19 protein-coding genes and 1 pseudogene are annotated in these 22,196 nt (G+C 72.2%); 12 read left to right on the forward strand and 8 right to left on the reverse strand.

Annotated elements, in window-relative coordinates:
* Positions 1–13: 13 nt before the first annotated feature.
* A complete protein-coding gene (locus ACSNN7_RS10255; protein WP_436680447.1) occupies positions 14–1,963 on the reverse strand; it encodes a protein kinase domain-containing protein in 1,950 nt (649 codons plus the stop codon).
* A 91-nt stretch (positions 1,964–2,054) separates the two neighbouring features.
* Here ACSNN7_RS10255 and ACSNN7_RS10260 point away from each other — a divergent pair, with 91 nt between their 5' ends.
* Both ACSNN7_RS10260 and ACSNN7_RS10265 read left to right on the forward strand, forming a co-directional pair.
* Complete coding sequence (locus ACSNN7_RS10260) at positions 2,055–2,267, forward strand: acyl-CoA carboxylase subunit epsilon (RefSeq protein WP_436680448.1); 213 nt, start codon at positions 2,055–2,057, stop codon at positions 2,265–2,267.
* 146 nt (positions 2,268–2,413) lie between these two features.
* Complete coding sequence (locus ACSNN7_RS10265; RefSeq protein ID WP_436680449.1) at positions 2,414–2,866, forward strand: hypothetical protein; 453 nt, start codon at positions 2,414–2,416, stop codon at positions 2,864–2,866.
* 355 nt (positions 2,867–3,221) lie between these two features.
* Here the strand turns inward: ACSNN7_RS10265 and ACSNN7_RS10270 are convergent, their stop codons facing one another.
* The gene (locus ACSNN7_RS10270; RefSeq protein WP_436680450.1) at positions 3,222–3,443 is read right to left on the reverse strand and encodes a hypothetical protein; all 222 of its coding nucleotides are present in this window, start codon (positions 3,441–3,443) and stop codon (positions 3,222–3,224) included.
* Positions 3,444–4,238: 795 nt separating this feature from the next.
* Here ACSNN7_RS10270 and mycP point away from each other — a divergent pair.
* From mycP to ACSNN7_RS10290, 4 genes are read left to right on the forward strand one after another with little or no spacing between them, the layout of a single operon-like run.
* Complete coding sequence (mycP, locus tag ACSNN7_RS10275) at positions 4,239–5,399, forward strand: type VII secretion-associated serine protease mycosin (RefSeq protein WP_436680451.1); 1,161 nt, start codon at positions 4,239–4,241, stop codon at positions 5,397–5,399.
* On the forward strand, positions 5,396–5,674 hold the full coding sequence (locus ACSNN7_RS10280; RefSeq protein ID WP_436680452.1) for a hypothetical protein: 279 nt from the start codon (positions 5,396–5,398) through the stop codon (positions 5,672–5,674). Before mycP ends, ACSNN7_RS10280 begins: the two co-directional genes overlap by 4 nt.
* 53 nt (positions 5,675–5,727) lie before the next feature.
* Positions 5,728–6,384 (forward strand): Maf family protein, encoded by a 657-nt coding sequence (locus tag ACSNN7_RS10285; protein ID WP_436680453.1) that lies wholly within the window; start codon positions 5,728–5,730, stop codon positions 6,382–6,384.
* Between the two features lie 9 nt (positions 6,385–6,393).
* Entirely contained in the window at positions 6,394–7,047 is a 654-nt protein-coding gene (locus ACSNN7_RS10290) for an O-methyltransferase (RefSeq protein WP_436680454.1), read from the forward strand.
* Positions 7,048–7,191: 144 nt separating this feature from the next.
* Here ACSNN7_RS10290 and ACSNN7_RS10295 read toward each other — a convergent pair whose 3' ends face one another.
* The 4 genes from ACSNN7_RS10295 to ACSNN7_RS10310 all read right to left on the reverse strand — a co-directional run bounded on the left by ACSNN7_RS10295 (position 7,192) and on the right by ACSNN7_RS10310 (position 10,996).
* A complete protein-coding gene (locus ACSNN7_RS10295) occupies positions 7,192–8,460 on the reverse strand; it encodes an MFS transporter (RefSeq protein WP_436680455.1) in 1,269 nt (422 codons plus the stop codon).
* 58 nt (positions 8,461–8,518) lie between these two features.
* Positions 8,519–9,274: an ABC transporter permease gene (locus ACSNN7_RS10300; protein ID WP_154939599.1), complete on the reverse strand. Its 756-nt coding sequence runs from the start codon at positions 9,272–9,274 to the stop codon at positions 8,519–8,521.
* A gap of 23 nt (positions 9,275–9,297) precedes the next feature.
* The gene (locus ACSNN7_RS10305; protein ID WP_436680456.1) at positions 9,298–10,257 is read right to left on the reverse strand and encodes an ATP-binding cassette domain-containing protein; all 960 of its coding nucleotides are present in this window, start codon (positions 10,255–10,257) and stop codon (positions 9,298–9,300) included.
* 127 nt (positions 10,258–10,384) lie between these two features.
* Positions 10,385–10,996: a PadR family transcriptional regulator gene (locus ACSNN7_RS10310; protein WP_436680489.1), complete on the reverse strand. Its 612-nt coding sequence runs from the start codon at positions 10,994–10,996 to the stop codon at positions 10,385–10,387.
* 148 nt (positions 10,997–11,144) lie between these two features.
* Here ACSNN7_RS10310 and ACSNN7_RS10315 point away from each other — a divergent pair, with 148 nt between their 5' ends.
* Together ACSNN7_RS10315 and ACSNN7_RS10320 are read left to right on the forward strand one after the other, a co-directional pair.
* Positions 11,145–12,896: an acetyl/propionyl/methylcrotonyl-CoA carboxylase subunit alpha gene (locus tag ACSNN7_RS10315; protein ID WP_436680457.1), complete on the forward strand. Its 1,752-nt coding sequence runs from the start codon at positions 11,145–11,147 to the stop codon at positions 12,894–12,896.
* Between the two features lie 184 nt (positions 12,897–13,080).
* Positions 13,081–14,520 (forward strand): GuaB1 family IMP dehydrogenase-related protein, encoded by a 1,440-nt coding sequence (locus ACSNN7_RS10320; protein ID WP_436680458.1) that lies wholly within the window; start codon positions 13,081–13,083, stop codon positions 14,518–14,520.
* Positions 14,521–14,613: 93 nt separating this feature from the next.
* Here the strand turns inward: ACSNN7_RS10320 and ACSNN7_RS10325 are convergent, their stop codons facing one another.
* Complete coding sequence (locus ACSNN7_RS10325) at positions 14,614–15,150, reverse strand: TetR/AcrR family transcriptional regulator (RefSeq protein ID WP_436680459.1); 537 nt, start codon at positions 15,148–15,150, stop codon at positions 14,614–14,616.
* An 87-nt stretch (positions 15,151–15,237) separates the two neighbouring features.
* Here ACSNN7_RS10325 and ACSNN7_RS10330 point away from each other — a divergent pair, with 87 nt between their 5' ends.
* The 3 genes from ACSNN7_RS10330 (at position 15,238) to ACSNN7_RS10340 (ending at position 19,560) form a co-directional block, all read left to right on the forward strand.
* Positions 15,238–15,675 carry a MarR family winged helix-turn-helix transcriptional regulator gene (locus ACSNN7_RS10330; RefSeq protein WP_436680460.1) on the forward strand — a complete coding sequence of 146 codons (438 nt, stop codon included), beginning with the start codon at positions 15,238–15,240 and terminating at the stop codon, positions 15,673–15,675.
* An 82-nt stretch (positions 15,676–15,757) separates the two neighbouring features.
* Positions 15,758–17,491: an ABC transporter ATP-binding protein gene (locus ACSNN7_RS10335; protein WP_436680461.1), complete on the forward strand. Its 1,734-nt coding sequence runs from the start codon at positions 15,758–15,760 to the stop codon at positions 17,489–17,491.
* A gap of 125 nt (positions 17,492–17,616) precedes the next feature.
* Complete coding sequence (locus tag ACSNN7_RS10340) at positions 17,617–19,560, forward strand: ABC transporter ATP-binding protein (protein WP_436680490.1); 1,944 nt, start codon at positions 17,617–17,619, stop codon at positions 19,558–19,560.
* 5 nt (positions 19,561–19,565) lie between these two features.
* On the opposite strand, the pseudogene thrS reads toward ACSNN7_RS10340, so the two are convergent.
* Positions 19,566–20,789 (reverse strand): annotated as a pseudogene (thrS, locus tag ACSNN7_RS10345) (threonine--tRNA ligase); the annotation flags it as partial.
* A 544-nt stretch (positions 20,790–21,333) separates the two neighbouring features.
* On the opposite strand from thrS, the gene ACSNN7_RS10350 reads away from it, so the two are divergent.
* Positions 21,334–21,939 carry a DedA family protein gene (locus ACSNN7_RS10350; protein WP_436680462.1) on the forward strand — a complete coding sequence of 202 codons (606 nt, stop codon included), beginning with the start codon at positions 21,334–21,336 and terminating at the stop codon, positions 21,937–21,939.
* Positions 21,940–22,196: the final 257 nt, after the last annotated feature.

Here is a 22,196-nt window from a genome sequence, read left to right on the forward strand (position 1 = left end):
CGATTCCCGCGCATCAGCCCTGGCGGTCGGGCTCGAACCCCTTGACGATCTGGTCGAAGCTGGCGAGCTGAGCCTGCCAGTCCTTCTGCGCGACTTCCCACCGGATGGCGTAGCCCCGGTTGCCGGCCGTCACGAAGCCCCGGTTACGCACCTGGATGCGGGTGTTGTCCCGGCTCTCCAGCCACTCCCAGTCGGCGCAGGTCCGGTGCCAGTCGCAGCGCTCGATGCCGAGCAGCTGGTAGTTGTTGACGAACTTGCGGCGGTCCGGCTCGATCGCCTTCCAGTCGGCGTACGCGTCGGGCTTCGGGTTGCTCGTCCACTGCACGAGCATCTCGCCCACCCCGCCACGCTCGAAGAACACCACCGTGTCCGAGCTCGTGCGGCGGGCGCTCCAGTTCGGCGGGAGGGGAACGGAGAAGGTCGGTCCCCTGTGCCGGGTCCAGCCCGCCGGCAGCGCGTTCGGGTCCGTCGAGGGGGTGGCCGACGGCGTCGGGCTGGGCGGGGCGGCACTGGTCGGCGCGGGCGCGGCCGGGGCCGTCGTCGGGGCGGCCGCCGACGAGGTCGCCGCAGCGCCCGTGGCACCGCCGGCCTGCTGCCCGCCCCGCTCGGGGTCGTCCCCGCCCCGGCCGAGCAGCGGCACCAGCACCGCGAGACCGACCAGCAGCACCAGCACCACCGCGCCGATCAGCAGGTTCCGCTTCTGCCGGCCGCGCTTCGACCCGTCGTACACCGAACCGGGAACGCGCTCGGCGGGCGCCGGCGCCGGCGCGGGAGCGGGGCTCACCGGCGCCGGCATGACCGACGTGGGGTTGCTCGGCTTCGGCGGGTCCACCTTCGTCGTCGGCTCGGCGTCGGCGGCCGGACGCGGCGGGTCGACCTTGGCGGTCGGCTCGGCGTCGACGCCCGCCGGCGTCGTGCTCGTCTCGTCCTCGGCGGCAGCGGCGACCCCGGCGGCCGCGGCGGCACTTGACGCCGCCTCAGCGGCTCGCGGCGTGGCCTCAGCACGCGGCGCGGGGGGCTTCGGCGTCGACTCGGCGCTCACCTCGGCCGGGCGCGGGGCCGGCACCAGCGGCTTACGCGGCTCGCGCGGGCCGTTCGGCCCCGGCCGGCGGACGCCGTCCAGCAGCGAGATCCCCTTGGCGCGCTTGCCACCGGCGCGGCGCAGCAGGCGCTCGGCCACCTCGGCGGTGATCCGCTCGGTCGGGTCCTTGCGGAGCAGGCCCTGGAGCACCGGCTTGAGCGGCCCGGCGTTCTTCGGCGGTGGCAACGGCTCGGTCGCCAGGGCGGCCAGCGTGGCGATCGCCGACGGCCGCGCGTACGGCGACTTGCCCTCCACGGCGGCGTAGAGGGTCGCGCCCAGCGACCACAGGTCCGCCTCGGGGCCCGCCGTACCGTCCTTGGCCCGCTCCGGCGCGATGTACGCGGGCGAGCCGAGCACCATGCCGGTGCGGGTCACGTTCGGGTCGCCGGGAATGGTGGCCAGACCGAAATCGGTCAGCACCACCCGGCCGTCGTTGCCGAGCAGGACGTTGCCGGGCTTGATGTCGCGGTGCATCACGCCGGCCTTGTGCGCCGCCTTCAGCGCGCCGAGCACACCCAGCCCGATCTCCACCGCGCGCGCCGGCGTCACCGGGCCGTCCTCGGCGAGAGTGTCCTGCAACGACTTCGAGGCGACGTACTCCATGACGATCCACGGGTCGCCGTCGGTACGCAGCACGTCGAAGATGCGGACCACGTTGACGTGGTTCAGCCGGGCGATGGCCCGGGCCTCACGCAGCGAGCGTTCGCGCATCTCGCGGCGCTCGTCGTCGGTGAGACTGGGCGGCGGAACGAGCTCCTTGATGGCCACGTCCCGGTGCAGGACCTCGTCACGCGCCTTCCATACCCGGCCCATGCCGCCCTGACCGAGCGGCGAGAGAAGCCGGTACCGGTCAGCGACAAGTTGGGGAAGCGCGTCAGACATCGGAGAGACCGTACCCGGCGCCGTCAATCCTCACACCGGCGGCACGCCACTGTGCGGTGAAGGTCAAGTTCGTGACGCGTACGCTGACGCCATGTCTGCCGAAGAGCCGCTGTTCCGTGTCGTCCGGGGCGTCCCGACCGCTGACGAACTGGCCGCGCTGGTGGGTGCGATCGTCGTCCGGTCCCGGCCGGCCGCCGCGCCCGCGCCGGTGACCACCTCCGTTTGGGCGCGCAGCGGTCGCCCGACCCTCGCGGCGCCCGCCGCCGGACCCGGCGCGTGGCGCGCCTCCGGCCTGCCCCGCTGACCCTCCAGCGGATCCGAGAATTTCTCGCGGATCCGAGCGGACTGAGCTGGGGCGTAGCCACCAGGATGTTCTCAGGGCTGCCCAGATCCCGCCGCACCCATTAACCTCACTCAGGGAAACGGGGCCGTGACGGGTAGGGAGGATCGATGATCCCTGAGGAGGACCGCCCAGCTTCCTGGCTGCGCGACTACGGCGGCATCGAGGCCGACATCCGCCAGATGAGCGAGTTCGCCGATCGGCTCCAGGCCGAGGTCGAACGCAACTACGCGCCACACCTGTCGTACATCGCCGACGACATGAGAGCCGCCGTCCCCAACCCCTGCGACGCCTTCGTCGAGCTGGTGCAGTTCCTGCACGCCCACTGGGAGACCCAGCAGGCCACCGCGAACATGGTGCACGACCTGGGCGGGGCCACCGGCCACCTGGCCTCCGCGGCCGGCCAGATCGCCACCCACTACCGGGGAGCCGACGCCTTCGCCTCCGCCCGGGTGGCCGACGTGGAGGCGGCGCTGGCCAACCCGTACTCCACCATGCCCGGCGGCCGACCCCGGTTGCCCGATCCCACCGGCCCGAACGGCGGGCCGGTGGTGCTGCCGTGATCGAAAGGGGCAGCGGCCGGACCTCCGGCCTCACCGACTGGCAGCTGATGGACGTGCTCAGCATGTGGGCGTGCGTCCAGGACCAGGAGACCCAGGGACACTGGAAGCAGGTCGCCGGCTGGCGCAAGGTCTGCGACCTCGCGATGACCCACCTGCGGCGGCTGCACGAATACCGGCGCGGCCTGGCCGAGGCGTGGCCCCCGGAGACGAACGCGGCGGCGCGGGCGTACCTGGGCGAACTCGACCAGCTCATCGAGCGGGTCCAGCGCACCCATGACGCCGCCGCCGCCAACCACGACGCGCTGGCCGCCGCCACCCGCGCCATCGACAGCGCCCGGCCCGAGCTGAAGCGGCTCTACGAGCAGTACTCGACGAAGCTCCAGCAGAAGCGGTCGTACGAGGCGACGTTGGCCGATCCGAAGGCGGCGGCGGGCAGCCGGGTGGTCGACCCGCCGGTTACGGATGTGGAGTTGGAGCAGCTCAACAGCAAGGCCCGGGGAATCATGTACGGGTTGAGCGGAGAACTCCAGCAGGCCCAGGTGATGCTCCAGAAGCCACCTCCGATACGTCCGCGCATCGACGATGCCGAACCGGTGATACAGGGCGCGGGCGCGTCGTCTGCGCCCCTCATCCCGCCAATCGTGCCCGTGCCAATAGCTCCTTCGACCGCTACCACCTCCAAGTCCAGGTTGGCCGCTCCGGCAAGCGCAGTCTCGATGCCTCAGGCCCCCAACGTCGGGCCGGTACTTGGTAGCACCGGAACAGGACTGGCACATGCATCGACGAGAACTGGTCCCACTGCAGTCCCGCCGCCCTCATCCCCGGTACCAACGCCTAACGTCGGGCCACCGCCTGGCTTTCCGTCTCTTCCCAGCACATCGAGCCGACCAACTAAGAATGGAACCCAGCACAGCCCTTCGCAGACGCCGCCTACTGCAGGCAATCGCAATCCACTTCCACCGAACGCATCGCCGCGACCTTTCCCGCCCAGTGGACTCATAGGCGGCCTTCCAGGAATGAACCTCCACCAGCCCGGAGGCGCGCAAACGCCCCGCAGAGTCAATCCCGTCGGCGGTGTTATCGGCGGCGGCGGCGCCGGGACAGCACCTACCGGCGCAGCCGGTTCTCGTCCGGGAGGAGGGCGGGGCAACCATTTGGGCGGCACTTACGGGATGCCCCCGCTTGGTGGTAGCCCCGGCTCGAACGCAAGCACTGGAATTGCGGGCCAACAAAGGCGATCCAAGCTGGATGATGAATCCCGGCGGTGGGACCCAGAGCATCCTTGGGAAGTCGACGAAGGCGTTGCCCCGGTCGTACGTCCGCCGGACGAGGAAGGCCCGATAGATCCCGGTCCGGCTATTGGGTTCGGCCGTTGAGGCAAGTTGTTGCAACGTTGGGCGTCGGAGCACTACTTCTGGCGATCACCGCATCCGGGGCTGGAGCAAGGGAGGTTCCCAAGCCGCCCGACGGCAAGTGGGTGCGAAGCCAGCAGTGGCACCTGGGCTACTTACAAGTAGCGGAGGCGCATCGACTAACCAGGGGAAAGGGAGTGGTGGTCGCCGTCCCAGATACCGGAGTCGACCCCCACCCTGATTTACGCGGCAATTTACTTTCTGGCACCGACACAATTGACGGCGGCAGCGGTAATGGAATCGGAGACCGAGACAGCCATGGCACGGGAATGGCCGGACTGGTTGCCGCGCACGGGCAACCAGGAAACCGGGGCGCCTTGGGGATCGCCCCGGAAGCCAAAATCTTGCCCATTCTAGTAACGCCGCCCGGCGGAGATGGACAACCAGACGCGCTTGCTAGAGGGATCGATTATGCAGTCGCGAACGGAGCCCGGGTAATCAGCGTCTCCAGCGGGGGCGACTCCAGCGCCGAATTAGAACAAGCCGTTCGGCGCGCCATTGCTTCCGACATTGTGGTTGTGGCAGGCTCAGGAAATCGTCCTCGGGAGCAGTTCGTTGGTTATCCTGCCAGCCAAGCGGGCGTGCTGGCGGTGGCGGGCGTTGACCGGAGCGGTCGACACGCCGACATATCGGTTTCAGGGCCTGAAGTAGATGTAGCAGCGCCAGGCGTAGAGATCATCAGCACAAGCTACTCCGCGAATTATCGCAAGGGCACAGGCACGTCCGATTCCACCGCGATCGTTGCCGGAGCTGCCGCGCTCGTCCGCTCCAAGTACCCGGATCTGCCAGCATCAGAAGTAGTACACCGACTCACCGCCACCGCTGTCGACAAGGGTCCGCCCGGCCGTGACGACCAGTACGGCTACGGCGTCATCGACCTGGTGGCAGCACTGACCGCCGACGTACCTCCCCTCCCCCCTGACTGGGCGACGACAAGCACACCGTCGGCCAAGACATCAGCCACATCGGCAGCGGCGGAGCCGGCCAATGGCGGGGGGACCGCCAATCCGACCGCCCGTGGCCTGGCCACCCTCGGCGTGATCGTGGCGGCTAGCGCCGGCTACCTGCTCTGGCGACGGCGCCGCAACGCACACGATCCGCCGCCGCGGATCAGCCGGTGACCAGCGGCACCCATCGCTTCCGGGTCGACGCGGTGTACGACCTGCCTGCCCGGCAGGGACTCGTCGCCTGCGGGACCATGCTCGACGACGTACCGATCGGCGCGGTGCGCTTCGTGGACGAACTGACCGGTGCGCCGGTCCGAGTCATCGGCGTCGACTTCTCCACTCCGGCGACGCGGCGCACCGGTCAGCACCTTCTCGTGGTCTCCCGGGAGGACGCCGCGCTGGCCCATCCGGGTCGGGTCTGGGCAGGGCATGTCCTCCCCGAGCGCTGAGGCCCGGCCGGTCGACCGTCCCTCGCCGTAGCGCAGCCGGTAGCGTCGGAGACGTGCCGAACTCGCTGCCACTGCGCCTCGTACTCGCCAGCCAGAGCCCCGCCCGCCGCAAGCTCCTCCAAGCGGCCGGAGTCGAACCCGACGTGCTGGTCAGCGGCGTCGACGAGTCCCAGGTGGTCGCGGACCGGGCCGAGGACCTGTGCCTGGAACTGGCCCGGCTCAAGGCACTCGCGGTGCTCGACCGCCTGCGTCCCACCCCGGACGAGCGCACGCTGGTGCTCGGCTGCGACTCGGTGCTCGCCTTCGACGGCGAGATTCTGGGCAAGCCGTCGGACGCGGCCGACGCCACCGAGCGCTGGCGGCGGATGCGGGGTCACAGCGGGGTGCTGCACACCGGGCACTGCCTGATCGACGTGACCCACGAGGCGCGGGCGGAGGCAGTGGCGTCGACCGTCGTACACTTCGCCGACATCAGCGACGGGGAGATCGCCGCGTACGTGGCGACGGGTGAGCCGCTGGCGGTGGCCGGGGCGTTCACCATCGACGGGCTGGGCGGGGCGTTCCTGACCGGCATCGAGGGTGACCCGGGCACGGTGGTCGGGCTCTCCCTGCCGCTGCTGCGTCGCCTCCTAGGCGAGTTGGAGCTGAGCATCACCGACCTGTGGACGAAGGTCGCGCCGGGCGGCCAGGAGGTTGAACATCTCGGCTAGCGTCCGTTCATGACCACCAAGTCGCTGCCGCTGACCCCGGAACTGCACGCGTACCTCGTCGCCCACGGCTCCCCACCGGACCAGATCATCCGCGACCTGGCCGAGGAGACCCTGGCCGTCCTCCCCGACCAGGCGATGATGCAGGTGGCGCCGGAGCAGGCCGCGTTCCTCACCTTCCTCACCCGGCTGCTCGGCGTGCGGCAGGCGGTGGAGGTGGGCACCTTCACCGGGCTCTCCTCGCTGGCGATCGCCCGAGGGCTGCCCGAGGACGGCCGGTTGACCTGCTTCGACATCTCAGAGGAGTACACCGGCATCGCCCGTCGCTACTGGGAGCGCGCGGGCGTGGCCGACCGGATCGAGCTACGCATCGGCCCGGCCGGGGACACCCTGCGTGAGCTGCCGCTGGAGCGGCACCTGGACTTCGCCTTCATCGACGCCGACAAGACGGGCTACCCGATCTACTGGGACGAGTTGGTGCCCCGGATGCGTCCGGGCGCGGTCATCGCGGTGGACAACACGCTGCGCGGGGGCCGGGTGCTCGCCCCGCAGAACGCCGGAGACCGAGCGATCGCCGCATTCAACGACGAGGTGCTGGCCGACGTGCGCGTCGAGGCGATCATGCTCCCCCTCGCCGACGGCGTGACCCTCGCCCGGGTCCACTGACACGCTTTGCGGCGTGTCGGGCTGTCCGGGCGGCTCGACACCCCGACACGCCGCAAACTGGGCCGCACCCACCCGCCGCGGGCGGGCGCCGCGCCGCGGGCGGGCGCACAGGCGAGCGCCGCGCACGAGGCGGGCCGGCAGAGGTCAGGCGCCGACCAGGGCCGGGGCGCGGTCGTCGTCCGTCGGCGTGGCGCGCAGGGCGCGGCCGAGTCGCACGGTCAGCAGCAGGGCGGCTGCGATGAAGGCGGGCAGCAGCAGGAAGGCCAGGTGGGGTCCGATCCCGTCGGCCACCGCGCCCAGCGCCACCGGCGCGATCCCGAAGCCCACCCCCATCGAGTACGCCGACCAGCCGGCCGCCTTGTCGGCGGCCGCACCGGCGACGGCCAGCGCGATCGAGATGGCCAGCGGGTAGTGCAGCGCGTTGCCGAGTCCCAGCACCACCAGCCCGGTGACGGCGAGCCAGCCGACCGGGGCGAGCCAGAAGAGGGCGAACCCGACCAGGGAGACGGTCAGCGCGCCGAGCAGCAGCGGGGCGGGCGGCCAGCGCAGGGCGATCCGGCCGCCGACGAGCCGGCCGAGGAACATGCCGCAGACGATCGCGGCGACGGCCGCCGAGGCGGAGGCGGCGGTCATCCCGGCGTGCGAGCGGAGCACGTCGGCGGTCCAGAGCGACAGGCAGACCTCGATCGACCCGGTGACCGACATCAGCACCCAGGCGATCCAGTACGCCCGGGGCAGCCCGTCGCTCGCGCCGGCACCGCTGCGGGGCCCGGGGACACCGTCGGCCCCCTCCGCCGCCGAGGCGGTCACCCCGACCCGGTTGGCGGCAGCCGCGGTAGCGGGGGCGGGCTGCGGCGGGCGTACCCGCAAGAGGCGGGCGGCGAGCGCGACCAGCGCGATCAGCCCGACCTCGACGGCCATCACCGGCCGCCAGCCGGCGCCCGCGTCGACGCTGAACCCGATGACCAGCGGGGCGAGGATGCCCATGCCGGCGCAGACGGCGTTGGCCTCGGTGAGCGCGGCGGGTGCGGCCGGGCCGTGCCGGGCGGTGAGGACGACGGCGACGCCGCTGACCACCATCATCCCGGCGGTGGCGACGACGGCGACCGCGGCGAGGGTGGCGGGCAGCGGGCGGAGCAGGCCGAAGGCGGTCACGCCGACGGCGAGCCCGGCCAGCCCGACCCAGATCGCCCCGCCCCGGCCGAACCGGCGAGCGAGCGGGGCGAAGAGTGCCCCGCCGAGCAGCGCGCCGACGGCGATGGCGGTGCTGTGCAGGCCGGCGACGGCGGCGCTGGTGCCCTGTTCGTCTCTGAGCAGCGGTACGACGGGGCCGAACCCGTAGAGGAAGAAGCCCCACAACCCCAGCTGGGCGTAGGTCAGCCAGGTGGTCCGGTCATGGGTGAGGCGGGGCACCGGCCTTACGCTACAAGCGCCTGGCCGGTGCCCCGCTCCTGGTGAGAGGCAGCTCTCGTCAGCGGACGCTGCGGGCGAACTGCCGGGCGGCCCAGAAGACGCCGGCGACGGCGAGCACCGCGGTGATGGTCAGCCCCTGCCAGACCTTGTCGTCGCCCAGGTCCCCGGCGAAGAGCGCCCGGGTGCCGTCGACCGCCCAGGAGAACGGGTTCCAGTCGGCGATGCCCTGGAGCCAGCCGGGGGCGAAGGTCAGCGGCAGCAGGATGCCGGAGAGCAGCAGCACCGGCTGGGCGACGGTGTTCATCAGCGGGGCGAGCGCGTCCTCGCTCTTGACCTTGAGCGCGACCCCGTAGGAGACCGCCGAGGTCATCAGCGCGATCAGGGCGAGCATCAGGTACGCGAGCAGCAGGTCGCCGATGAAGACGCGCAGGTCGAACAGGAGCGCGAGCAGGGTGATGATGACCGCCTGCACGAGCAGCGAGACCACGTCCCGCAGGGAGCGGCCGAGCAGCAGGGCGAGCCGGCTGACCGGGGTGACCCGGGAGCGTTCGATCACCCCGGCGCGCAGCTCGGCGATCAGGCCGAAGCCCTGGAACAGACCGCCGAAGATGGCCAGCAGCACCAGCAGGCCGGGTACGAAGATCTTGTAGGCGGCGGCCTGGGTGGGGGCGTTCAGCGCGGGCTTGAGCAGCGGGGCGAAGAGCAGCAGGTACATCACCGGCTGGAAGACGCCGACGAAGACCCAGACCGGGTTGCGCAGCAGCAGCTGGATCTGACGCTGGAAGATGAGCCAGGTGTCGCGGGCGAGTTTCATGACGTTTCTCCTGTGATGAATGCTCAGGACTCGCGCAGCGAGCGGCCGGTCTTGGTGAGGAAGACGTCGTCGAGGCTGGGGCGGTGCAGCTCGATCGAGGAGAGCGTGAGCCCGGCGCTGTCGAGCCGGCGGAGGATCTGCGGGATGGCGGTGGCCCCCTCGTCGACGTAGAGGCGCAGGCCGCCCTCGTCGGCGGTCTCCAGCTTGTTGACGAACGCCTCGCCGTCGAGCAGCTGCGCGGCCTGCGGGGTGCCGGCCACGTCCAGGCCGACCAGCACCACGTCGCCGGAGATCTCCCGCTTCAGCTCGGCCGGGGTGCCCTCGGCCACCACCTCGCCGTGATCCATGATCGCGATCCGGTCGCAGAGCGCGTCCGCCTCGTCGAGGTAGTGCGTGGTGATGAAGACCGTCATGCCCTCGGTACGCAGCCGGCGGATCTCGTCCCACATGTGCGCGCGGCTCTGCGGGTCCAGGCCGGTGGTCGGCTCGTCCAGGAAGACGATCTTCGGCTCGTGGATGATGCCGAGGGCGATCTCCACCCGGCGCCGCTGGCCGCCGGAGTACGTCTTGCACTTGCGGTCGGCGTACTCGGTGAGCTGGAAGGCGTCGAGGGCGCGGGCGGCACGGCGGTGCGCCTCGGCCTTGGCAATGCCGTACATCCGGGCGTGCAGCACCAGCTCCTCGCGGGCGGTGGACTCGTCCCAGGTGCTGCCGCCCTGGGCGACGTAGCCGATCCGGCGCCGCACCTCGGCCGGGTCCTTGCGCAGGTCCGCGCCCGCGATGGTGGCCTCGCCCCCGTCCGGCTCGATCAGCGTGGCGAGCATCCGCAGGGTGGTGGTCTTGCCGGCGCCGTTGGGGCCGAGGAAGCCGAAGATCTCCCCCTCGGCGACCTTGAGGTCGACTCCGCGTACGGCGTCGACCGTCTTCGTCTCCCGACCGGCGCGGGAACGGAACGACTTCCGCAGCCCCCTGGTCTCGATCATGTCTGCTCCTGGTCGTCCGGGCCGGACGCACCGGCCACCTGTCCCCTGGGACCGACGCCGGGCGGCGCGCTCCCCCGTGGGTGCGGCGAGAAGGCTAACGCGATATAGCTTTTCTAGTCAACGTTGATTATTGCGTCTCTGTGTCGCGCGGCGCCGCACCGTCGGTCCATCCCGGCCAGCCCTGCGCTCCGGCCAGTCCAGCAGGCAGGTACGACACCCCGGACTCGATTCGCTCGACGATCCGGTCGCACCAGGCGACCTCCGCCTCGGCGCGGGCCGCCCAGAGCTCGAACATCCAGGCCACGTGCACCGGCTTGGTGTTGCGCATCCAGTCGGAGTCCAACGAGGAGCGCATCGACTCGATACCGGCACGCAGCAGATTGGCCCGGTTCCGCAGTGCGGCGGTGGCCTCCTCGCGAGGCATCGCGGGCAGGAAGGAAAAGGCCGCGACGAACGGGTCCGGTGTCTCGTGCAGCTGCCACCAGAAGCCGCGCAGCAGCGTCTCGAACTCGTCCTCCCCCTTCGCCGTCACCTCGTACGTGGTGCGGGCCGGGCGGGCGCCGACCTGCTCGGTCGCCACCTCGCGCAACAGCCCCTCCTCGGCCAGCTTGCGCAGGGCGTGGTAGATCGATCCGGGTTGCACGTTGGCCCACCGGTCGGCGTTCCAGCTGAGCAGCTCGCGGCGCACGTCGTAGCCGTGCACCGGTTGCATCCACCGGACCAGGCCGAGAATCATCATCCGAGTCGCAGACACCGGACAAGCGTAATAAACAAGTTTGACTAAGGTGTCGGCGGAACAGTGCGCCATCCCACACTGAGCGATCGTTAGGGCCATCAGAGTGACCGATACACTCCCGGTCAACGACCTCCCGGGAGGAGCCTTCAAGGTGCGCAAGGTACTCATCGCCAACCGCGGCGAGATCGCCGTCCGCGTCATCCGCGCCTGCCGCGACGCCGGCCTGGGCAGCGTCGCCGTCTACGCGGACTCCGACCGGGACGCCCTGCACGCCACGCTGGCGGACGAGGCGTACGCCCTGGGCGGCGACACCGCGGCCGACAGCTACCTGCGGATCGACAAGCTGATCGACGTCGCCGGCCGGTCCGGCGCGGACGCCGTCCACCCGGGCTACGGCTTCCTCTCCGAGAACGCCGACTTCGCCCAGGCCGTCATCGACGCCGGGCTGACCTGGATCGGCCCCACCCCGCAGGCGATCCGCGACCTGGGCGACAAGGTGACCGCCCGGCACATCGCCCAGCGGGCCGGCGCGCCCCTGGTCCCCGGCACCCCCGACCCGGTCGGCAGCCCCGACGAGGTGATCGCCTTCGCGGTCGACCACGGCCTGCCGGTCGCCATCAAGGCCGCCTTCGGCGGTGGCGGGCGCGGGCTGAAGGTGGCCCGCACCATGGAGGAGATCCCGCACCTGTTCGAGTCGGCCACCCGCGAGGCGGTCGCCGCGTTCGGCCGGGGTGAGTGCTTCGTCGAGCGGTACCTGGACAAGCCCCGGCACGTCGAGGCGCAGGTCCTCGCCGACCAGCACGGCAACGTGATCGTGGTCGGCACCCGGGACTGCTCGCTGCAGCGCCGGCACCAGAAGCTGGTCGAGGAGGCCCCGGCCCCGTTCCTCACCGCCGCGCAGCGCACCCAGATCCACGAGAGCGCCAAGGCGATCTGCCGGGAGGCCGGCTACCACGGCGCCGGCACGGTGGAGTACCTGGTCGGCGTTGACGGCACCATCTCCTTCCTGGAGGTGAACACCCGGCTCCAGGTGGAGCACCCGGTCACCGAGGAGACCGCCGGCGTCGACCTGGTCCGCGAGCAGTTCCGGATCGCCGACGGCGAGAAGCTGCGGTTCTCGGAGGACCCGACCCCGCGCGGGCACTCGATCGAGTTCCGGATCAACGGCGAGGACCCGGGCCGCAACTTCCTGCCCGCCCCGGGCACCGTCACCGCGCTGCGGCTGCCGACCGGTCCGGGCGTACGGGTGGACACCGGCATCTCGGCCGGCGACGTGATCGGCGGCAACTTCGACTCGCTGCTCGCCAAGGTGATCATCACGGGCGAGACCCGCGCCGAGGCGATCGAGCGGGCCCGCCGCGCGCTGGACGAGATGGTCGTCGACGGCATGGCCACCGCGCTGCCGTTCCACCGCCTGGTGGTCCGGGACGAGGCGTTCACCAGCGAGCCGTTCACCGTGCACACCCGGTGGATCGAGACCGAGTTCGACAACACCGTGCCGGCGTTCACCGCCGCCGCCGGCCCCGCCGAGGCGCCGGCCGGCCGCGAGACCGTCGTGGTCGAGGTGGCGGGCAAGCGGCTGGAGGTCAGCCTCCCCGCCGGCCTCGGCGCGGGTACGACCACCGCGGCCCCCGCCGCCCGCAAGCCGGCCCGCCGGGGCGGCGGCGCCAAGGCCGGGGCGGCGGTCAGCGGCGACGCGCTCGCCTCCCCGATGCAGGGCACCATCGTCAAGATCGCCGTGGCTGACGGGGACACCGTCGCCGAGGGCGACCTGGTCGTGGTGCTGGAGGCGATGAAGATGGAGCAGCCGCTGCACGCCCACAAGGCCGGTACGGTCAGCGGACTGTCGGCCGAGGTCGGCGCCGTGATCACCGCCGGCGCGGCGATCTGCACCATCGCCTGACCCTCCTGCCCCACCCGCCTCGCCCCGCCCGCCCGACCACGCTCGCAACTCAGGGACGGTCGCCGTTGCCGAAGATCGACTGGCAGCGTCTCCCCCTGAAGCGCCGCGCCGGGAAGGAGGGCGGGCGGGGTGGTTTGGGACACCAGCGACGGCGGAACCGGTCCGGAGCAGGAATGATGGCCGGGTGCGGTTCCTTCATGGCGCGGTCCCCGCGCACGACCTGACCTACAACGACGTCTTCATGGCGCCGGCCCGCTCCGAGGTGGGCTCGCGACTCGACGTCGACCTGGCCACCGGCGACGGCACGGGCACCACCATCCCGCTGGTGGTCTCCAACATGACGGCGGTCTCCGGCCGCCGGATGGCGGAGACCGTCGCCCGGCGCGGCGCGATCGCGGTCATTCCGCAGGACATCCCGATCGAGGTGGTGGCCAACGTCGTCGCCTGGGTCAAGCAGCGGCACCTGGTGCACGACACCCCGATCACGCTCGGCCCGACCGACACCGTCGGCGACGCCATCCACCTGCTGCCGAAGCGGTCGCACGGCGCGGTGATCGTGGTGGACGAGGCGGGCCGCCCGCTGGGCGTGGTCACCGAGGCGGACACCATCGGCGTGGACCGGTTCGCCCAGCTGCGCCACGTGATGTCGACCGAGCTGCACACCGTGCCGGCGGACGCGGACCCGCGTACCGGCTTCGATCGGCTCTCGGCCGGCCGACGCCGGCTGGCCCCGGTGGTGGACGCCGACGGCCGGCTGATCGGGGTGCTGACCCGGCAGGGCGCGCTGCGCGCCACCCTCTACCGGCCGGCGGTCGACGACCGGGGGCGGCTGCGCATCGCCGCCGCCGTCGGGATCAACGGCGACGTGACCGGCAAGGCCGAGGCGCTGCTGGCGGCCGGGGTGGACACCCTGGTGGTGGACACCGCGCACGGCCACCAGGAGCGGATGATCTCCGCGCTGCGGGCGGTACGCAAGATCGACCCCGCCGTTCCGGTGGCGGCCGGCAACGTGGTCACCGCCGAGGGCGTACGCGACCTGGTGGAGGCGGGCGCCGACATCGTCAAGGTCGGCGTCGGGCCGGGCGCGATGTGCACCACCCGGATGATGACCGGTGTCGGCCGGCCGCAGTTCTCCGCGGTGCTCGACTGCGCGGCGGCGGCCCGCGCCCTGGGCCGGCACGTCTGGGCCGACGGCGGCGTGCGGCACCCCCGGGACGTGGCGCTGGCGCTCGCCGCCGGGGCGTCCAACGTCATGATCGGGTCGTGGTTCGCCGGCACCTACGAGTCCCCCGGCGACCTCTACACCGAGCCGGACGGCCGCCGCTACAAGGAGAGCTTCGGCATGGCCTCGGCCCGGGCGGTCAGCGCGCGTACCGCCGAGGACAGCGCCTTCGACCGGGCCCGCAAGGCGGTCTTCGAGGAGGGCATCTCCTCGGCGCGGATGTACCTGGACCCGGCCCGGCCCGGCGTCGAGGACCTGATCGACGAGATCATCGCCGGGGTGCGCAGCGCCTTCACCTACGCGGGCGCCCGCAACCTGGACGAGTTCCACGAGCGCGCGCTGGTCGGCGTCCAGAGCACCGCCGGCTACACCGAGGGAATGCCCCTGCCCACCAGCTGGTGAGCGTCCGGGGGGTCGCGACCCCCGAATTGCGGCGGGTCGGGCTGTCCGGGCGACGGGACAGCCCGACCCGCCGCACATCGGGGCAGGCCGCGGTCACCCGAGGAGGCGGCGGATCACCGCGCGGGCGGCCCGTTCCGGGTCCCGGCCCGCGTCGCGCGGCAGGGCCCCGGCCAGCCAGAGCGTGGCGAAGCCGTGCACGATCGACCAGGCGGCCAGGGCCTCCCGGTCGGCCTCGGCGGTCGGCAGGACACCGCGCAGTACGGCGCCGGCCCGGTCGCGGGCCGCGGCCACCTCGGGGGCGTCGCCGCGGTAGAGGTCCGGCCGGAACATCACCTCGAAGTGCGCCCGGTGGTCGACGGCGAACCGGACGTACGCCACACCCACCTCCAGCAGGTCGTCACCGGCCCCGGTCAGTTCGTCGGCGAGGAGGTCGTACCCCTCGACGGCCAGCGCGATGAGCAGGCCGGCCTTGTCGCGGAAGTGGTGGGCCGGGGCGGCGTGGGACACCCCGGCACGCCGGGCCAGGTCCCGCAGGCTCAGCGCGGCCGGCCCGGACTCCTCGATGGCCTGGATTGCCACGTCGAGCAGGGCCCGCCGCAGGTCGCCGTGGTGGTAGCCGCGCGCCGTCATGGCGGGGAGCATAACTTGCCACCGACAAGATGAGCGCGGCGAGAAATTAGTTTGGCCCCTGACGATCCCGAAGCTAACGTCAGCGACGTGCATGACGAACCGCCGGCCCGCCTCCCGGACCCGCTGCGTAACGCGCCGCTGGGGCGGCTGGTCGCGGTCGCCGGTCACCTGGTCGACCAGCGCTGGGGCCGCTACCTGTCCGAACGCCACGGCCTCACGCCCGCCGGGATGCGGGTGCTGTTCACGCTGGCCCGCACCGGCGAGACCACCCACCGGGCGGTGGCCGACCGCTGCTTCGTCCGGCCCGCCACCCTCACCGGGATCGTCGACACCCTGGAGCGCGACGGCTTCGTCGAGCGCCACCGCCAGGCCGCCGACCGCCGTACGGTGCAGCTCGCGCTGACCGGCAAGGGCCGCGAGCATGTGCAGGCGCTCTTCGACCTCATCCACAGCGACACCCCGCTGACCTCCGTCGACGCCGACCCGGCGAAGAAGGCGGTGATCCGCGAGTTCCGACCGAGTTGATTGTGACCATGTCCGACGGGGAGGACGCGAGGTTGAACCCGGCAGACCAGGAACCCGACGAGGCGAGACCGGGAGGCCGCCCGTGCTGATCCGCCTACTGCGCCGCCACCTGCGCCCCTACCGCCGGCCACTGGCCGGGGTGGTGCTGCTCCAGTTCGTCGGCACGATGGCCTCGCTCTATCTGCCGAGCCTCAACGCCGACATCATCGACCGGGGTGTGGCCCGGGGCGACACCGACTACATCATGCGTACGGGTGGCTGGATGCTGCTGGTCAGCCTGGTCCAGATCGCCTGCTCGGTGGCCGCCGTCTACCTCGGCGCGCGGACCGCGGCGGGCTTCGGCCGGGACACCCGGGCCGCCCTCTTCTCCCAGGTCAACAGCTTCTCCGCCCGGGAGGTGACCCGGTTCGGCGCGCCCTCGCTGATCACCCGCAACACCAACGACGTGCAACAGGTGCAGATGCTCGTGCTGATGAGCTGCACCATGCTGGTGGCCGCCCCGATCATGGGCATCGGCGGCATCGTGATGGCGTTGCAGGAGGACGTCGGGCTCTCCTGGCTGATGCTGGTCAGCGTGCCGGTGCTGGCGGTCGCGCTGGGCCTGGTCGTCCGGCGGATGGTGCCGGGCTTCCGGGAGATGCAGACCCGGATCGACACGGTCAACCGGGTGCTGCGCGAGCAGATCACCGGCATCCGGGTGATCCGGGCGTTCGTCCGCGAGCCGTACGAGACGGACCGGTTCGGCGCCGCCAACGCGGACCTCACCGCGACAGCACTGCGGGTCGGCCGGCTCCAGGCGTTGATCTTCCCGGTGATCATGCTGGTGCTCAACGTCTCCAGCGTCGCGGTGCTCTGGTTCGGCGCGCAGCGGGTCGACGCGGGCCAGATGCAGATCGGCGCGCTGACCGCGTTCCTGCAGTACCTGACGCAGATCCTGATGGCCGTCATGATGGCCACCTTCATGCTGATGATGGTGCCGCGCGCGGCGGTGTGCGCCGAGCGGATCGTCGAGGTGCTGGACACCGAGTCGTCGGTGGTGCCGCCGGCCGATCCGATGATCGCGATGACCAGGCGCGCCGAGCTGGAGCTTCGCCGCGTCGCCTTCCAGTACCCCGGGGCGAGCGCACCGGTGCTGCACGACATCTCGTTCCGGGCGGGGCCGGGCCGGACCACCGCCATCATCGGGTCCACCGGCGCCGGCAAGACCACCCTGCTCACGCTCATACCCCGGCTGGTCGATCCGACCGCCGGCGCGGTGCTGGTCGACGGGGTGGACGTGCGGTTGCTGGACCCGAACGAGGTGTGGCGCCGGATCGGGCTGGTGCCGCAGCGGCCGTACCTGTTCAGCGGAACGGTCGCCAGCAACCTCCGGTACGGCAACCCGGACGCCACCGACGAGGAGCTGTGGCGGGCGCTGGAGATCGCCCAGGCGTGGGACTTCGTGGCCGAGATGCCGGGCGGGCTGGACGCCCCGATCGCCCAGGGCGGCACGAACGTCTCCGGCGGTCAGCGGCAACGGCTGGCGATCGCCCGGGCGCTGGTCCGCCAGCCGGAGATCTACCTCTTCGACGACTCGTTCTCGGCGCTGGACCTGGGCACCGACGCCCGGCTCCGGGCGGCGCTGCGACCGGTCACCGCCGACGCGGCGGTGGTGATCGTGGCCCAGCGGGTCTCCACCATCGTCGACGCCGACCAGATCATCGTGCTCGAGGACGGCGGCGTCGTCGGCACGGGACGACACGAGGAACTGCTGGAGAGCTGCCCGACGTACGCCGAGATCGTCGCGTCCCAGCAGACGGCGGAGGTGCCGGCGTGAGCCGGCCCGACGGGCGGCCTGCCCGAGCCGGTGGCGGCCGGGCGCCCGTACCCGGGCAGAAGGTCCCGGAGGCACGGACGCCGAAGCGGCTGCCCCCCGGCGGCCAACGCGGCGGTCCGCCGTGGATGGGCGCCGCGATGCCGGCCGAGAAGTCGATGAACTTCGGTCCGTCGGCCCGGCGCCTGCTCGGCCGGCTGCGGCCGCACCGGCTCCAGCTGGCCGCGGTGATCACGCTCGCCGTGGCGAGCATCGGGCTCAGCGTCATCGGGCCGATGCTCCTCGGCCACGCCACCGACCTGATCTTCAACGGGGTGGTCGGTCGGCAACTGCCCGCCGGGACCACCACGGAGCAGGCCGCGGCGGGGGCCCGGGCCGCCGGCAACGACAATTTCGCCGACATGCTCGCCCGGATGGACGTGGTGCCGGGCGCCGGCATCGACTTCGCCGCCCTCGGCCGGGTGCTCGTCCTGGCCCTGGCGCTCTACCTGGCAGCCAGTGTGCTGATCTGGTGGCAGGGGTGGCTGCTCAACGGGGTGGTGCAGCGGACGGTGCTGCGGCTGCGCGCCGAGGTGGAGGAGAAGCTCCACCGGCTGCCCCTGCCCTACTTCGACCGGCAGCCCCGGGGCGAGCTGCTCAGCCGGGTCACCAACGACATCGACAACATCTCGCAGACCCTGTCGCAGACGCTCAGCCAGCTGCTCACGTCGCTGCTGACCGTCGTCGGCGTGCTGGCCATGATGTTCTGGATCTCGCCGCTGCTGGCGCTGGTCGCGCTGGTCGCGGTGCCGCTGTCGGTGATCGTGACCCAGCGGATCGCCAAGCGGTCCCAGCGCAAGTTCATCGCCCAGTGGCGGCACACCGGCGAGCTGAACGGTCAGATCGAGGAGGCGTACACCGGCCACGAGCTGGTCAAAATCTTCGGTCGGCAGCGCGAGGTGGAAGCCGCCTTCCACGCGAAGAACGAGGAGCTGTTCCGAGCCAGCTTCGGGGCCCAGTTCATCTCCGGGATCATCATGCCGGCGATGATGTTCGTCGGAAACCTCAGCTACGTCGCGATCGCCGTGGTCGGCGGGCTGCGGGTGGCCTCCGGGACGATGAGCCTCGGCGACGTGCAGGCGTTCATCCAGTACTCGCGGCAGTTCACCCAGCCGCTCACCCAGATCGCCTCGATGGCGAACCTGCTCCAGTCCGGGGTGGCCTCCGCCGAGCGGGTCTTCGCGGTGCTCGACGCCGAGGAGCAGAGCCGGCACAGGGTGGCACCGGCCCGGGTCACCGGCAGGGTCGAGTTCGCGCACGTCTGTTTCCGGTACGACCCGGAGAAGCCGCTGATCGACGATCTGTCCCTGGTCGCCGAGCCGGGCCACACCGTGGCGATCGTCGGCCCGACCGGCGCCGGCAAGACCACCCTGGTCAACCTGATCATGCGCTTCTACGAGCTGGACGCGGGCTGGATCACCCTCGACGGGGTGGACATCACCAGCATGCCCCGGGACGAGCTGCGCAGCCGGATCGGGATGGTGCTCCAGGACACCTGGCTCTTCGGCGGCACCATCCGGGACAACATCGCCTACGGCCGGCCGGACGCCACCGAGGAGGAGATCCTCGCCGCCGCCCGGGCCACCTTCGTGGACCGCTTCGTACGCAGCCTCCCCGACGGGTACGACACCGTCATCGACGAGGAGGGCAGCAACGTCAGCGCCGGCGAGAAGCAGCTCATCACGATCGCCCGGGCGTTCCTGGCCGAGCCGTCGCTGCTGATCCTGGACGAGGCCACCAGCTCGGTGGACACCCGCACGGAGGTGCTGCTCCAGCGGGCGATGGCGGCGCTCCGCTCGGACCGGACCAGCTTCGTCATCGCGCACCGGCTCTCCACCATCCGGGACGCCGACCTGATCCTGATGATGGAGCACGGCCGGATCGTCGAGCAGGGCACCCACGAGCAGCTGGTCGCCGCGAAGGGGGCGTACCACCGGCTCTACCGGTCGCAGTTCACCGGCGCGCTGGTGGACGACGAGGACGACGGGGCGGCCCCCCGGACCCCGTCGGTCCAGGGGGCGCTCTCCTCATGACCGGCTCAGGCGGCGGGCGGCAGCAGGTCGGCCGAGCGGGCGGCGACCACCGCCCCGACCAGCCCCAGCGCGTCCGCGACCGGCATCGGGTCCAACCCCCGGCCGTCGCGCAGGCGCAGCGAGACCGACCCGTCGGCCGCCTCCCGGGCGCCCACCACCCCGACGTACGGCACCCGGCGGTGGGCGGCGTCGCGGATCCGGGCGCCCAGCGAGCCGCCGGCGTCGACCTCGGCCCGCAGCCCGGCGGCGACCGCCCGGCGGGCGAGTCCGGCCGCCACCTCCGCCTGCCCGGCGTCGACCGGCAGGAGCACCAGCTGCACCGGGGCGTACCAGGGCGGGAAGGCGCCCTGGTGCACCTCGATCAGGTAGGCGAAGAGCCGCTCCATGCTGCCGATGAGGCTGCGGTGCACCATCACCGGCCGCCGCCGGGCGCCGGACGCGTCGGTGTACGACAGGTCGAACCGCTCCGGCTTGTCGAAGTCGAGCTGGACGGTGGAGAGGGTGGACTCCCGGCCGGCGGCGTCGACGATCTGAATGTCGATCTTCGGGCCGTAGAAGGCGGCCTCGCCCGGGGCCTCGGTGAAGTCCACCCCGTCGAGCGCCGCGCGCAGCAGCTCCTCGGCCCGCGCCCACTGGGCGTCGTCGCCGACGTACTTCTCCCCCGGCCCGCGCAGCGACAGCCGGAACCCGGCCGGGCGGACGCCGAGCGCGGCGTGCGCCTCGCGGATCAGCCGCAGGATCTCCCGCACCTCCTCGCCGACCTGGTCCAGCGCACAGAAGTTGTGCGCGTCGTTGAGCGAGATGGCGCGGACCCGGGACAGGCCGCCCAGCACGCCCGACCGCTCCGCCCGGTACATCCCGCCCAGCTCGGCGACGCGCAGCGGCAGCTCCCGGTAGGAGCGCCCACGGGCCCGGTAGACCAGCGCGTGGTGCGGGCAGAGCGCCGGGCGCAGCACGAACTCGTCGTCGGCGCTGAGCCGCAGCGGCGGGAACATGTCGTCGGCGAAGTAGCCGAGGTGCCCGGAGAGCTCGAACAGCTCCCGTTTGCCCAGGGGCGGGGAGTAGATGTGCTGGTAGCCGGCCCGGCGTTCCAGGTCGCGGACGTACTCCTCGACGGCGTGCCGGGCGGCGGCGCCCGCCGGCAGCCAGATCGGCAGCCCGGCGCCGGCGAGTGGGTCCGAGACGAACAGGTCCAGCTCGCGGCCGAGCCTGCGGTGGTCGATCATGTCGCTCTCCTCACGGGGTACGACCCGGGGGCGACCTGGTCCACGGACGCCGCGAGGCCCCGGGGCGGATCGCCCCGGGGCCTCGTCGACGGAAACGTCAGTGCGGCGCGCCGGGGCCTCCCGGCGTCGTGGTCACCACCGCGCTGCGCATGCGCCGACGGTACGGACCCGGCGCGGAGCGCGGCGAACGAATTTCCGACACCCGCCGCCGGCCGCTCGGACGGCCCTCGGGGCGGGGTGGGAGGAGGGGCGGGCCGCCGGCACGGGACCTGCCGGCGACCCGCGGCGGCCGGCTCGTCAGGAACGGGGGGCCCGACGCGCGTCCGGCCGCGCGCCGACAACGGTACGCCGACCGGCCCGAATTCGCCGTCCGCTACCCGCCTGGATCGGGCCGGCTCGACCCGTCACTCCGGGTGGGACCGGATCGTTGTGCCCAGGTGGCCCTGTCGTGTCCACCGTCACCACCGGCCGGGCCTGTCCCCGGTGACGGCGGCCACGCCGTCAGGCTCGGTGGACGTGATCGGCCCTGACCGGCGAGGTGGCAGCCGTGCCCGAACTTCTCACTGACGTCGCTTCGCCGACGTGGGCGTACCTGGTGCTGCTCGCGCTGCTGATCGCGGACGCGTTCGTCCCGGTCATCCCCACCCAGGTCGTCATGATCACCAGCGGCGCGCTGACCGTCTACGGCGGGCTGAGCCTGCCGCTGACCATCGGCGTCGGGGCGCTCGGCGTCTTCGCCGGCGACCTGGCCTGCTACCTGCTGGGCCGCAGTGCCCCGGACCGCCGCGTCCCCCGGCACGCCGAGCCGGGCCGGGCCCGGCGGATGGCCGGACGAGTCACCCGGGGACTGCGGCAGCCGGGGCCGCTGGTCATCCTGCTCTGCCGGTTCGTGCCCGGCGGCCGGATGGCAGCGTGCTTCTCCGCCGGCCGCAGCCGGTACCCCTACCGGCTCTTCCTGTTCTACGAGGGCGCCGCGGCGACCGGCTGGGCGGCCTACGGCGCGCTGGTCGGCCACCTCGGCGGCACGGCGCTGACCGAGTCGGCCTGGCGGCTGGTGCTGATCGCGGCAGCGGCGGCGGTCGGGTTCGCCGCGGCGGGCTGGGCGATGACCGTGGTCGGCGCCCGGACCCGGGGCGAGGTACCCGTCGACTGACGGGCCGCTCCGCTCGATGCGGGCGAGGTGCCCGCCCACACAGCGCCGGTCCCGGCACCGGGCGATGCTCCTTTCGACGCTACCGAACTGATGCCGTCAATGGATCGCCGCAGCCTGAGTCGTTCGTGTCATCAGCTCTGTAGCGCCGGAAGGAGGGCCGCCTCACGGAGGGCCGTCGTCGCACGGCCAACGCAACTAGGGGCGCACCCCGGGCGCGATCTCGGTGGGCGTCCCCGATTCGCTTCGGGTGGGTCCGG

Origin of the sequence: Micromonospora sp. URMC 105, assembly GCF_051386295.1 — a bacterium.
Classification (GTDB): domain Bacteria; phylum Actinomycetota; class Actinomycetes; order Mycobacteriales; family Micromonosporaceae; genus Micromonospora.

Coding starts and splice junctions, on each gene's coding strand:
- ACSNN7_RS10255 (WP_436680447.1), bottom strand. CDS start 1,963: ATGTCTGACGCGCTTCCCCAACTTGTCGCTGACCGGTACCGGCTTCTC.
- ACSNN7_RS10260 (WP_436680448.1), top strand. CDS start 2,055: ATGTCTGCCGAAGAGCCGCTGTTCCGTGTCGTCCGGGGCGTCCCGACC.
- ACSNN7_RS10265 (WP_436680449.1), top strand. CDS start 2,414: ATGATCCCTGAGGAGGACCGCCCAGCTTCCTGGCTGCGCGACTACGGC.
- ACSNN7_RS10270 (WP_436680450.1), bottom strand. CDS start 3,443: ATGCGCGGACGTATCGGAGGTGGCTTCTGGAGCATCACCTGGGCCTGC.
- ACSNN7_RS10290 (WP_436680454.1), top strand. CDS start 6,394: ATGACCACCAAGTCGCTGCCGCTGACCCCGGAACTGCACGCGTACCTC.
- ACSNN7_RS10300 (WP_154939599.1), bottom strand. CDS start 9,274: ATGAAACTCGCCCGCGACACCTGGCTCATCTTCCAGCGTCAGATCCAG.
- ACSNN7_RS10305 (WP_436680456.1), bottom strand. CDS start 10,257: ATGATCGAGACCAGGGGGCTGCGGAAGTCGTTCCGTTCCCGCGCCGGT.
- ACSNN7_RS10310 (WP_436680489.1), bottom strand. CDS start 10,996: ATGATGATTCTCGGCCTGGTCCGGTGGATGCAACCGGTGCACGGCTAC.
- ACSNN7_RS10325 (WP_436680459.1), bottom strand. CDS start 15,150: ATGACGGCGCGCGGCTACCACCACGGCGACCTGCGGCGGGCCCTGCTC.
- ACSNN7_RS10340 (WP_436680490.1), top strand. CDS start 17,617: ATGGGCGCCGCGATGCCGGCCGAGAAGTCGATGAACTTCGGTCCGTCG.